This window comes from Kitasatospora sp. NPDC048715 (genome assembly GCF_043198905.1).
GTDB lineage: Bacteria > Actinomycetota > Actinomycetes > Streptomycetales > Streptomycetaceae > Kitasatospora > Kitasatospora lactacystinica.
This window is the reverse complement of sequence record NZ_JBICVH010000001.1, coordinates 352,135-363,908: the sequence shown is the minus strand read 5'-3', so window position 1 is coordinate 363,908 and position 11,774 is coordinate 352,135. Positions and strand designations below refer to the sequence as shown.

Here is an 11,774-nt window from a genome sequence, read left to right as displayed (position 1 = left end):
TACGCGGCCGGAAGCGGCCGTACGTGCGGTCGGACGCTCGGGCGACCGGAAGGGCTATCGGGCCCAACTCCCTTATGTTGACGCTCATATGACAACCGCATAGGCCAATTTCGGCGAGGCCCGGGCGGTTACCTCCACCGGCCCAGGGGCATCCATTCCGGTATGAGTTGGATGCCCGAAAGCGGCGGCGCCCCGCGCGGCCGACGTCACAACAGCCCCCAGCGCTCCGCCCACCGGCCCGACCGGGCGGACGACCTCGGCTTCGACGGCCCCGACGGCCGCCGGCGCACGGAGCGGCGGCAGCTCGGCATCCCCCGCATCCTCGGCCGGCGCGCCCGCTGGGTGGGCGCACGGCTGCGGCGCGAGACCTGAGGCCCCGCGCCGCATCTCATCGCCCGGCACAGCGGGCACCGGCGCACCGAGCACCAGTACGCCGAGCACCGGTACGCCGGGTGCCGATACGCCGAGCACCGGTACGCCGGGTGCCGGCGCACCGAGCACCGATGCGCCCGGTGCCGGCCGACTGGCAGGGCCCGTTCAGTTCACGATCGTCGGCGACAGCGCGGTGAACCAGAGCAGGACGAAGGTCGCCACCGACATGATCGGCACCAGCACCTTGGTCTCGACGCTGTTGCCGCTGCGCTTGATCAGCACGACCTCGTAGCGCTCCTTGTGCGGCCAGAGCAGCGGTGCGCCCTTCTTGGTCAGGCAGTCGCCGAGCAGGTGCGCCAGCGTGCCCAGCGCCACCGCGTACGGCAGCCAGCCGGGCGAGTTGGGCATCCAGGTGTTCATCCCGAAGGTGCCGAGCGCGGCCAGGCCGATGACGGTGATCCAGGCCTCCGGTCCGTCGCCCGGCGGGCAGAGCCGCAGGGCCCGGATCGCGAGCGCCAGCAGGAAGAAGGTCAGTCCGAGGGTGAAGTTGCGCCCCAGGTAGGTGACCCCGGCCCAGGTGCCGGCGCCCATCAGCGCGACGAACAGCAGCGAGTGGGTGGCGTGCCGGTGGCCGCCGGAGATCCACGCCACGAAGCGGCAGAGCACCTTGGAGACGGGGCCGAGGAAGTTGGCGATCGAGCCGTCGTGGTGGTCGAGGTCCGGCAGCAGGGCCGCGCCCGCGCACAGCACCGTGCCCATCAGTATGTCCGCCGGCTGCAGGGTGGTGTGCAGGAGCAGCGGGGGCAGGAAGGGAGCCGAGGCCGCGTACAGCATCGCCCCGCTCACCGCGTGCGAGTGACCCATCATCGGACTGCCACGACCTCTCGTCGGGCCCACGCCGGGACGGCGCCCGGTTGAGCCGAACGGGTGAGCGCGGCCGAGGCTACCAGGGCTGCCTGACGGGGCGACGGATATCGGACGGACCGGCCCGGCGCGCCCTTCCCGGCCACAGCCCGGCCACAGCCCGACCACAGCCCGGCCCCGGCCCGACCCCAGCCCCAACCCAATCCCACCCCACCCCAACCCCGGCCCTGCCCCGCCGGCACCCGTCAGAGCGCGCACCCCTGGGTGTCCGCCCGGCCGGTCGCGGCGCCGCCCTGCTCGACGTCCTCGCGCACCTCGGCCGCGGTCAGCACGTAGCCGGTGTCCGCGCTGTCCAGCGACTTGGCGAAGACCACGCCGTACACCTCGCCGTCCGGGGTGAGCAGCGGGCCGCCGCTGTTGCCCTGCCGGACCACCGAGCGCACCGAGTAGACGTCGCGGACCACCTGGCCGCGGTGGTAGATGTCCGGGCCGTTGGCCTGGATCCGGCCGCGGATGCGGGCCGGCTGGACGTTGAAGGCCCCGTTCTCCGGGAAGCCCGCCACGATCGCGCTGTCGTTGGTCTTCGCCTCGCCGGCGAAGGCCAGTGCGGGCGCGTTCAGCTTGGGCACGTCCAGGACGGCGATGTCGCGCTGCCAGTCGTAGCGGACCACCGTCGCGTCGTACAGCTGGCCGACCCCGCCGATCTGCACGGTCGGCTCGTTGACCCCGCCGACCACGTGGGCGTTGGTCATCACCCGGTGCGGGGCGAAGACGAAGCCGCTGCCCTCCAGGGTCTTGCCGCAGGAGGTCGCCGTGCCGACCACCTTGACCAGGCTCTGCCGGGCCCGCGTCACCGCCGGGCTGTTGGCCAGCGCGGGGTCGGGGGTGTCGACCTGGGTGATCGGCTCGTGCTCGAAGGGGTTGAAGACCTGCGGGAAGCCGTTGCGGGCGAGCACCTTGGAGAAGTCCGAGAACCAGTTCGGCGCGTCGCCGGGCAGCGCGTTCTGCACCCCGCCGAGGACCGCCGAGGAGCGCACCTGCTTGGAGACCGTCGGCAGCGACGCCCCGGCCAGCGCCGAACCGATCAGCCAGGCCACCAGCAGCATCGAGACGACGTTCACCACCGCGCCGCCGCTCGCGTCCAGCACCCGGGCCGGGCGGCGCCCGATGTGTCCGCGCAGCTTCCAGCCGAAGTGCGCGGTGATCGCCTGGCCGATCGCGGCGAGGACGATCACCACCACGACGGCCACCACCGAGGCCGTGGTGCCCGGGCCGATGTGGTCGAGCACCAGCAGCGGCAGCAGCTCGACGGCGAGCAGGCCGCCGCCGAGGAAGCCGACCAACGAGAGCACGCCGACCACGAAGCCCTGCCGATAGCCCGACACGGCGAATGCCACGGCCGCGGCGATCAGCAGCACATCCAGGACGTTCACTCGGACACCCTCCCACGGTCCGCGCGCCGCACGCGCCGACGTCCGGTCACGAAGCGTCGGCGTCGCCGCCCGGCAGCACCCGGGAGTGTTCGAGGTCTCCCTGGACCAGGGCCAGCGCGTCGTCCGAGAGGTCGACGATCCGGGACGGGTCCCAGGGCAGTTCCAGGCCGCCGTGGTGCAGCACCCGGTCGATCACCCCGGCGGTGAAGCCCCAGACCAGCCGCCCGGCGACCGCGAAGGCCGGCCCGATGTGCCCCGACGGGTGGCGCAGCCGCACCCGGTTCGCCGGGTCGGCCAGCTCCGTGATCGTGACCCGGAACACCGCGCCGGTCTCGGCCGCGTCCACCGGGCGCACCGGCGTCTCCTCGCGCCACCAGCCGAGCACCGGGGTCACCACGAAGCTGCTCACCGGGATGTACAGCCGGGGCAGCTCCGCGAACACCTGCACCCCGGCCGGGTCCAGGCCGGTCTCCTCCCAGGCTTCGCGCAGCGCCGCCGCGATCGGGCCCGGGCCGTTCGGGTCACCGTCCTCCGGGTCCAGCACGCCGCCGGGGAAGGACGGCTGGCCGGCGTGCGAGCGCAACGAGCGGGCCCGCTCGATCAGCAGCAGGTCCGGACCCTCCGGTCCCTCGCCGAACAGCATCAGCACGGCCGCCGGCCGGCCGCCCTCGGCCGGTGGCAGGAAACGGCTCAGCTGCTCCGGCAGCACCCGCTCGGCCGCCTCCCGGACCGGCTCCAGCCAGCTCGGCAGCCCGTCCGGCTCGATGCCCCGCGCGACTCCCCCGGCCTCCGGCCCGGGGTGGCCCCACCGCCCGCTCATGCGTCCACCGCCAGGTCCGCGACGTGCCCGTGGTGGCCGGCGGCGTCCGCGCGGGCGGCCGCCTCGCCGGGGAAGTCGGCCGGCGGCCGCAGCCGCTGCCCGGGCCGGCCGCCCATCTCGTACTTCAACAGCTTGCGTGCCTTCTCCGGGTCGGTCTCCCCCTCGCCGTAGGAGGGGCAGAGCGGCGCGATCGGGCAGGCGCCGCAGGCGGGCTTCTGGGAGTGGCAGATCCGGCGGCCGTGGAAGACCACCCGGTGCGAGAGCATCGTCCACTCCGACTTCGGGAAGATCTCGGCGACGGCCGCCTCGACCTTCACCGGGTCCTCCTCGGTGGTCCAGCCGAACCGCCGGACCAGCCGCCCGAAGTGGGTGTCCACCGTGATGCCGGGGACCCCGAAGGCGTTGCCGAGGACGACGTTGGCGGTCTTGCGGCCGACGCCGGGCAGGGTCACCAGGTCGGCCAGCCGGCCGGGGACCTCGCCGCCGAACTCGTCGCGCAGCGCTATCGAGAGGCCCAGGAGCGACTTCGCCTTGTTCCGGAAGAAGCCGGTCGGGCGGATGATCTCCTCCAGCTCCTCCGGGTTCGCCGCCGCCATGTCCTCCGGCGTCGGGTACTTCGCGAACAGCGCCGGGGTGGTCTGGTTCACCCGGAGGTCGGTGGTCTGCGCCGACAGCACGGTGGCCACCAGCAGTTGGAACGGGTTCTCGAAGTCCAGCTCCGGATGCGCGTACGGGTACAGCTCCGCCAGCTCGCGGTTGATCCGCCGGGCCCGCCGCACCATCGCCAGGCGCGATTCCGGCTTCCTCGGCTTCACCGCCGCCTTCTTCGCCACCGGCTCCTGCGCCGCGGCCTTCCGGACCTTGCTCTCTGCCATGCACGAAGGCTACGCCGACCGGCGGACCGCTCGCGGCCGATCAAGCACGGAAACCGGTCCTGGCAAGGCCTGTTGTCTAATGAAGTCCGCCCGTGGCCGTCACCTGACAGGGGGAGAGTACGGATGATCAGGGTCCTGCTGGCAGAGGACATGAGCATGGTGCGCGGCGCGCTGGTGGCCCTCCTCGCGTACGAGGAGGACCTGGAGGTCGTCGCCGACGTGGAGCGCGGGGACCTGGTGGTGCCGACCGCCCTGGAGGTGCGCCCGGACGTCGCGGTGCTCGACATCGCCCTGCCCGGACTGGACGGGCTGCGGGCGGCGGCCGAACTGCACGAGAAGCTCCCCGGGTGCCGGACGCTGATCCTCACCGGGCTGGTGCGACCCGCCAACCTGCGCGCCGCGTTCTCCGCCCGCGCGCTCGGCTTCCTCGGGAAGGACGCCCCGGCGCAGGAGCTGGCGGCGGCGATCCGCAAGGTGGCCGCCGGCGAGCGCGTCGTCGACCCGGAGCTGGCGCTGGCCGCCCTGGACACCCGGGAGAACCCGCTGACGCCCCGGGAGTCGGAGGTCCTGCGGCTCGCGGCGCAGGGGGACTCCGCCACCGAGATCGCCGGCCGGCTGTTCATCTCCACGGGCACCGCGCGCAACCACCTGGCCGCCGCGGTGGCCAAGACCGGGGGCCGCGGCCGGGTCGACGCGATCCGGATCGCCGAGGAGATGGGCTGGCTGCCGACGGCGTAGCCCCCGGCACTCTCCGCGCCACGCGCCCCGCGCCCCGCGCCACGGCTTCGGCTTCGGCTTCGGCTTCGGCGACCGGCACCCCGACACCCCGACACCCGGGCAGTACGGCCCCGCCGGTTCGACGGACCGTGCGTTTCGCATGGATCCGCCCGTGGAAGGCGCACGGACCCTCTCAACGAGGCCTCCCTTCGTCGACGAACCGAAATCCGGCCGATGCCCCCGGAACTACGCTCGCGATGTCATCGAGGGCGAACCACCGGGAGGTCGAGCCGCGTGTTGAAGCTGGCCTGGCGAACGGTGCGGGCCCGGAAGGCGGGCTTCGCCGGCGCCTTCACCGCGCTCGTCTGCGCCCTGGTCCTGACCGTCGCCTGCGGGGTCCTGCTGGAGTCCGCCCTGCGCGCGGGCACCCCCACCGAGCGCTGGGCCGGGGCCCCGGTGGTGGTCGGCGACGGCACCCGCATCCCGGACGCCGGACCGCTGACCGCGGAACTCGCCCGGCTGCCCGGCGTCACGGCCGCAGTCCCGGAGGTCTCCTTCCCGGCGGCCGTGGTCACCGCCTCCGGGCAGGTCCTCACCGGACCGCAGGGCGGCCCCTCGCTCGGGCACTCCTGGACGAGCGCCGCCCTCACCCCGTTCCGGCTGACCGCCGGCCGCGCCCCGACCGGGCCGGACGAGGTGGTCCTCGACACCGCGACGGCCGCCCGCGCCGGGGTCACGGTCGGCGGCACCGTACGGCTGGCCACCACCGAGGCGCCGCGCGGCTACACCGTGGCCGGACTGGCCGCGGCACCACAGGAGTTGGCCCGTCAGAGCGCGCTCTTCCTCAGCCCCGGGCAGGCCGCCGAGCTCGCCGGGACGGCGGCCGGCGCGGACGCGATCGGGCTCACCGTGCGGGAGGGGACCGACCTGCGGGCACCGGCCGAGCAGGCCCGGCGGGCACTCTCCGCGGCACGGGACCGCGCCGGCGTGCCGGACTGGTCCGGGCCCCGGGTGCACACCGGCGACGAGCGGGGCGAGCTGGAGTTCTCCGGCGCTCCCGGGCCCGGCGACGGCCTCTCCTCGCTGGCCGGGACGACGGGCGTGCTGTCGCTGTTCGTCGCGGCCTTCGTGGTCGCGGGGGCGCTCGCGCTCTCCGTCCAGCAGCGGCTGCGCGAAATGGCCCTGCTGCGGGCGGTCGGCGCCACCACCGGACAGGTGCGGCGGATGATCGCCCTGGAGACGCTGGTGCTGACCCTCGCGGCCGCGGTCGTCGGCCTCCCCGCCGGGACCGGCCTCGCCGCGCTGCTGCGGGGCGAACTGGTCGACCGCGGGGTGGTCGGCTCGGACGTGCCGCTGCACATCGGGCCGACCGCCCCGCTGATCGTCCTCGGCGGCGTCGTCGTCACCGCGCAGCTGGCCGTCGCGGCCGCCGCGCGCCGGGCCTCCCGGGTCGAGCCCACCCGGGCGCTGCGCGACGCCTCGGCGCCGCCGCCCGGCATCGGTTGGATCCGGACCGGGCTCGGGCTCGTGACGCTCGCCGGGTCCGGCGCGGTGCTGGCCGACTCGACCGACGACCACCGCGGGGCGGGGACGGCCGAGAGCATGGTGCTGGTGCTGCTGCTCGGGGTGGCCCTGCTCGGACCGCTGATCGGCCGGGTCGCGAGCGTGGCGATCGGCGGGCCGGTGGGCCGGCTCTTCCCGGCGGCCGGCTTCCTCGCCTCGGCCGCGCTGCGGGCCCAGCCGCGCCGCTTCGCCGCCGCCGTCACCCCGCTGGTGCTGGCGGTGGCCTTCACCGGCACGGTGCTGTTCGTCCCGGTGGTCAAGGCCCGGGCCACCGCGGCCGAGGACGGCCGACGGCTGCTGGCCGACCACGTGGTCCAGGCCGTCGGCATCGGCCTGCCGCCGGAATTCACCGCCGCGGTACGGCGGTTGCCGGGCGTCGCGGCGGCCGACGGCACGGTCTCCACGACCGTCCGGGTCTCCGCCGGGGACGTCGACCAGTACGGGCTGAACGCCCGGATCGTCGAGCCGCAGGGGCTGGCGGAGCTGGTCGACCCCGGGGTGACGGCCGGCTCGCTGGACGGGCTGCGCGACGCGGACATCGCGCTGGGGCAGCGGACGGCCGCCGCGCTCAAGGCCGGCGTCGGCACCACCGTCCGGATCGAATGGCCGGACGGCACCGGCAGCACCGCGACGGTGGCCGCCGTGTACGACCGCGACGTGCGGTTCGCGGACGCCCTGCTGCCCGCCCCCTTCGCAGCCGCCCACGCCCCGGACCCGCTCACGCCGACCGTCCTGGTCCGTACCGCCCCCGGAACCGACCCCCGGCAGGTCGGCCGGGAACTCCACGACCTCACCGCGGCCTACCCGATGGCCCGGGTCGGCGACCGGGCCGAGTACGACGCGGCCCGCAGACAGCGGCAGGAGTCCGCCACGGCGGTCGGACGGCTGCTGCTCGGCATGATCGGCCTGTTCACCGCGATCGCCGTGGTCAACACCCTGGTGATGGCCATCGGCGAGCGGCGGCGCGAGTTCGCGCTGCTGCGGCTGGTGGGCACCACGCGGCCGCAGGTGCTGCGGATGGCGGCCTGGGAGGGCGGGATCACGGTCGCGGTGGCTCTCGCCCTCGGTGCGGCCGTCACCGCCGCCGTCCTGGTCCCGGTCAGCCTGGCGCTCACCGGGACGGCCTGGCCCGCGCCGCCCGGGAGTTGGGTGGCCGCGGTACTGGGCGGGGCGGCACTGCTGGGGATGGGCACCGTCCTGCTGACCACCCGGCTGGCGCTGCGCCGGAAGCCGGTCGAGACGATGGGGATGCGCGAGTAGCGGCCCGGGCCCGGTCAGGCGGCCCGGGCCCCGGTCAGGCGGCGCGGGCCGCCTCCCGGGCGGGCTCGGCCTCGACGACGGCCGTGAGGTGGAACCAGCCCGCTCCGTCCCGCTCGGCGGTCAGCCGGCCGCCGACGGCCCGCAGCCGCTCGGTGAGGTTCCCGATGCCGTGGCCGCCACCCTCCGACCCGGGCCCGCCACCCTCCTCGCACGGAGCGCCGCCCGGTTCGCATGCCGGAGCACCGCCCGGCTCACCCGGAGCGCCGCCCGGTTCGCGCGGCACGCCGTCGTTGGAGACCACCAGGCGCACCGTGCCGAGCTCGTCCCGGCCGGCCCGGATCCCGCAGCGCCGGGCCGCGCTGTGCCGCAGCAGGTTGGTGACCGCCTCGCGCAGCACGGTGGCCAGCACCGCGTCGAGTTCGGGCCGCAGCCCCTCGCAGTCCAGTTCGGCCTCGACCCCGATCCCGGCCGCCCGCAGCGCCGAGACCGCCGAACGCGCCTCCCGCGCCAGGGACATCCCGAGGTCGCCGCTGGGGAGCCGGCGGGTGTCCGCCATCGCCTGCCGCACCAGTGCCAGCACTTCGGCGATCTCCGCGCGGGCGCGTTCCGGCTCGTCCGCGGCCAGCCGTTCGGCGAGCTGGCACTTCAGCGCCGCCACCGAGAGGCTGGAGCCGAGCAGGTCGTGCAGGTCGCGCGCGAAACGCAGCCGCTCCCGGTCCACCGCGAGCTCGGCCAGCTCGGTCCGGGCCGCCCTCAACTCGGCTGTCAGGTCGGCGAGTCGGGCCACGCCGTAGACCACGATGCCGCCCACGGCGGTGGACACCGACGCATTGACGCACTGGCCGGGGTTCCCGCCCAGCGCCGCGCAGAGCGGGTACTGGGCGGCCACCAGTGCGACGAACAGCACCCAGGAACGCGGCAGCGCGACGGTCAGCAGCACCGAACCGGCGAACGACCCGGGGATGCCGACCCACGCCCCGTCGAAGAACAGGAACGGAAGGTAGGTGAGCACCCCGTGGACGACCAGGCTCCACGGCCACCAGCGCCGCGCCAGACGCCACGGACCGGCGTGCCCGATCTGCAGGGCGAGCAGGACCAGCAGCAGCGCGACGGCGGGCAGTTGGTAGGCCAGGCCGTCGTGGTTGCGGACCGTGGCCACCACCGAGGCGGCGCAGAAGCCGACGGCGACCATGACCACGATGCCCCGGGTGAGCCGCGCGAGCGGGTCACCGGAGCCGCCGGAGCCGCCGAAGCGCCCGAAGCCGCCGGGGTGCTTCGGACGGGAGCGATCGGCGTCGGTTCGGTCCGCGCTGTGGCCCAAGGGGAACTCCCGGTAGACGGCTCGACACACCGCGCGCCCAGCGGGAGCCCGCCGCGCACCCGGCGCCCCCGTACGCCCGCACCCCGAGCATAGTTTCCCGCCGGAGCAGCACCGTTGACGCTCCGCCACGGTTCGCCGGCTCAGGCCGGGGTGCGGCCGATCGTCCCCTCAAGGCTGTTCAGCAGGCCGCTGAGGGCCTCGGCGAGCCGGTCCTGCTCGGCGGGGGTGAGTCCGGCCAGCAGGGCGCGGTCGTAGGCGACGAGCTCCTGGATCAGACCGTCCACCAGCGTCCGGCCCTCCTCGGTGAGCGCGAGGTGGGCGACCCGGCGGTCCCGGTCGTCGGTGCGGCGGCTGACCAGGCCGCGCTCCTCCAGCAGCCGCAGGCGCTTGGTGACGGCGGCCCCGGAGGCGAAGCTCTCCCGGGCCAGCTGGGTGGGGGTCAGCTCGCGGTCGAGGCGGAGCAGGGCGCCGAGGATGTCGAACTCGGCGCGGGTGAGGCCGGCCCGGGTGAGCGGGTCGGGGGTCTGCTGGAGCAGCGCGGCGCAGCGGTTGATCCGGCCGAGGACGGCGATCGGACCGGTGTCCAGCCCCGGGTAGGCCCGCTCCCACTGGCGCAGCACACCTGCGACGACGTCCTCCACGTGTGCTGCTCCCGTTCTGCGGCCTGCCGTTCGGCTTCGATCCTAGGGCGTGCCGGTCGCGGCCCCGGCCGTGCCCGTCGCGGCCCCGGCCGTGCCCGTCGCGGCCCCGGCCGTGCCCGTCGCGGCCCGGGCCGTGTCCGGCAGCGCCGGGCCGGGATCGGACGGGCCGTCGTGGCCGCGGTGTTCCAGCAGCGCGGCCAGCAGGTGGTGGGCCTGCCGCTCGGTGGCGGTGGCGCGCTGGTGCGGGATGGCGGGTCGGCGCCACTCGCCGGCGGCGGTGTCGGTGGCCTCGCGCAGCTCCAGCAGGGCCGCGGCGAGGCCGGTACGGGCGGCGAGGGCGTCCGGGGTGCTCACGTCCGCGACGGACAGGGCGGACGAGGCGGGCGAGGCGGCGCGGACGGCGGCCGACGCCCGGTGGCCGGCCGCTTCCGCTCCGGCGAGCGCGCGGGTCAGCCGGGCGGCGGTACGGCGGTTGGTGACCAGCAGGCAGGCCGCGAGGCCGGCGAGCGCCCCGACGCAGGTGTCCAGCCAGCGGTCGGCGATCAGCGCCCCGGCCGGCTGCGGGCCCGCGAACTCCGTCATCAGCAGCGCCATCGGGGTCACGAAGACCGTCGCCAGCCAGTAGCTGCGGGCGATCGTCGCCTCCGCCCCGAACTGGCAGACCAGCCCGAGTCCGATCAGCGCCACCGGGCCGGTGTGCGCGACGGGCAGCGCGGCGGTGAACAGCAGCAGGCCGAGCAGGTTGCCCAGCACCCGCTGCAGTGCGCGCTGCCAGGACAGCGTGCTGTTCGCCTGGAACACCGAGGCCGCGGTGACCACCGCCCAGTACGGCCGGCCGACGCCGAGCGCCAGCGAGATCCACCCGGCAGCGGCGCAGCCGACGGCGACCCGCAGCGCGATCGGCAGCAGCGCGGAGCCGGGCCGCAGCGCCCGCCGGAGCGGCGGTCGGGGGCCGGGACGGCGGACGGAAGGCTCGGCCGCCTCCGCCTCGGTGAGGTCGAGCGACGGCAGCGGGCGGCCGCGCCGCAGGTCGCGGGCCAGGTCGAGGTACCGCGCGGCGTCCTCGGGCCGGGCCGGTCCGGCCAGTGCGGCCTCCGCGCGCACCAGCAGCCGCTCGGGCGCGTCGCCGAGGGCGCGCCGCCGGGACGGGGTGGAGAGCGCAAGACTCTGCCAGGCCGCCTCGACCGCTCCGACCAGGGCGGTTCGGGCGGTGGCGTCCGGCTCCGGCCGGCCGGGCCCGGTCCGCAGCAGCCGGGCGGCGGCCTCCAGGGCGCGGGCGGTGGCGATCCGCTCGGGCCCGTACGGGCGCACCAGGGCCGGGGCCATGCAGACCACCCAGGCCAGCGCGGCGCCGAGCGCGGTGAGCGCCAGGTGCGGCGGGACCTCGGCGAGCCGTTGCGGGAGGAAGGCGCAGCTGGCGGAGGTGAAAGTGATGATCAGACTGCCGGGCGGGCCGATCCGGGCGGCGTCGCAGAGCAGCTTGTGCAGGGCGGCGAGCACCGCCGCCACCGCGACCAGGACGGCGGCGTCGCGGGTCAGTGCGGCGGCGGTGAGGGAGGCGCCGGTGCTGAGCACGGTGCCGAGCAGCACGCCGGCCAGCGTCCGGGCCCGGGCCCGGTAGGGCAGGCCGTGTCCGTACAGCGCGCCCAGGCCGCCGGCCGAGGTGTAGAGGGCGAGGTCGAGCCGGCCGAGGCCGAGCAGGGTGAGGTTGAGCGCGCCGAGGGTGACCACGGCGCTGAGCGCGGGCTTGTGCCAGCCGTCCCCGGCCGGACCGACCCGAAGTGCCTGGCGGAACTGGGCGGTTGTGACCATGCAAAAAAGGTTAGCAGGTAATTTACCTGTGAAACATATACGCCCGGACACCCCGCCACAGAGGCCCGGAGGGTCCGGAAGCTCCGGAAGAAAATT

Annotated in this window: 10 protein-coding genes; 3 read left to right on the top strand and 7 right to left on the bottom strand. The window is 75.5% G+C overall.

What is annotated here, in order from left to right; translation table 11 throughout:
• Positions 1-162: 162 nt before the first annotated feature.
• Entirely contained in the window at positions 163-372 is a 210-nt protein-coding gene (locus ACGFSC_RS01705; protein WP_359901994.1) for a hypothetical protein, read from the top strand.
• A 165-nt stretch (positions 373-537) separates the two neighbouring features.
• Here the strand turns inward: ACGFSC_RS01705 and ACGFSC_RS01700 are convergent, their stop codons facing one another.
• The 4 genes from ACGFSC_RS01700 to nth form a co-directional block, all read right to left on the bottom strand.
• Positions 538-1,239: a metal-dependent hydrolase gene (locus tag ACGFSC_RS01700; protein WP_359901991.1), complete on the bottom strand. Its 702-nt coding sequence runs from the start codon at positions 1,237-1,239 to the stop codon at positions 538-540.
• Between the two features lie 242 nt (positions 1,240-1,481).
• Entirely contained in the window at positions 1,482-2,669 is a 1,188-nt protein-coding gene (locus tag ACGFSC_RS01695) for a MarP family serine protease (protein ID WP_359901988.1), read from the bottom strand.
• Between the two features lie 46 nt (positions 2,670-2,715).
• Positions 2,716-3,489, bottom strand: coding sequence for a CoA pyrophosphatase (locus ACGFSC_RS01690; RefSeq protein WP_359901985.1), 774 nt, complete (start codon positions 3,487-3,489; stop codon positions 2,716-2,718).
• Positions 3,486-4,364 (bottom strand): endonuclease III, encoded by an 879-nt coding sequence (gene nth, locus ACGFSC_RS01685; protein ID WP_380357878.1) that lies wholly within the window; start codon positions 4,362-4,364, stop codon positions 3,486-3,488. Before nth ends, ACGFSC_RS01690 begins: the two co-directional genes overlap by 4 nt.
• Before the next feature lie 123 nt (positions 4,365-4,487).
• Between nth and ACGFSC_RS01680 the strand changes: the two genes are divergently transcribed.
• On the top strand, positions 4,488-5,102 hold the full coding sequence (locus ACGFSC_RS01680; RefSeq protein ID WP_359901982.1) for a response regulator transcription factor: 615 nt from the start codon (positions 4,488-4,490) through the stop codon (positions 5,100-5,102).
• Between the two features lie 273 nt (positions 5,103-5,375).
• On the top strand, positions 5,376-7,904 hold the full coding sequence (locus ACGFSC_RS01675) for an FtsX-like permease family protein (protein WP_359901979.1): 2,529 nt from the start codon (positions 5,376-5,378) through the stop codon (positions 7,902-7,904).
• 34 nt (positions 7,905-7,938) lie between these two features.
• Here ACGFSC_RS01675 and ACGFSC_RS01670 read toward each other — a convergent pair whose 3' ends face one another.
• From ACGFSC_RS01670 to ACGFSC_RS01660, 3 genes are all read right to left on the bottom strand, one after another.
• The gene (locus ACGFSC_RS01670) at positions 7,939-9,225 is read right to left on the bottom strand and encodes a histidine kinase (protein ID WP_359901976.1); all 1,287 of its coding nucleotides are present in this window, start codon (positions 9,223-9,225) and stop codon (positions 7,939-7,941) included.
• Positions 9,226-9,365: 140 nt separating this feature from the next.
• Positions 9,366-9,866, bottom strand: a complete 501-nt coding sequence (locus ACGFSC_RS01665) for a MarR family transcriptional regulator (RefSeq protein ID WP_359901973.1) — start codon at positions 9,864-9,866, stop codon at positions 9,366-9,368.
• Between the two features lie 42 nt (positions 9,867-9,908).
• A complete protein-coding gene (locus tag ACGFSC_RS01660; protein ID WP_359901970.1) occupies positions 9,909-11,678 on the bottom strand; it encodes an FUSC family protein in 1,770 nt (589 codons plus the stop codon).
• Positions 11,679-11,774: the final 96 nt, after the last annotated feature.

Bases quoted from the DNA above. Each gene is read 5' to 3' on its own strand.
- ACGFSC_RS01705 (WP_359901994.1), top strand. From the start codon at position 163: ATGAGTTGGATGCCCGAAAGCGGCGGCGCCCCGCGCGGCCGACGTCAC.
- ACGFSC_RS01700 (WP_359901991.1), bottom strand. From the start codon at position 1,239: ATGATGGGTCACTCGCACGCGGTGAGCGGGGCGATGCTGTACGCGGCC.
- ACGFSC_RS01690 (WP_359901985.1), bottom strand. From the start codon at position 3,489: ATGAGCGGGCGGTGGGGCCACCCCGGGCCGGAGGCCGGGGGAGTCGCG.
- nth (WP_380357878.1), bottom strand. From the start codon at position 4,364: ATGGCAGAGAGCAAGGTCCGGAAGGCCGCGGCGCAGGAGCCGGTGGCG.
- ACGFSC_RS01680 (WP_359901982.1), top strand. From the start codon at position 4,488: ATGATCAGGGTCCTGCTGGCAGAGGACATGAGCATGGTGCGCGGCGCG.
- ACGFSC_RS01660 (WP_359901970.1), bottom strand. From the start codon at position 11,678: ATGGTCACAACCGCCCAGTTCCGCCAGGCACTTCGGGTCGGTCCGGCC.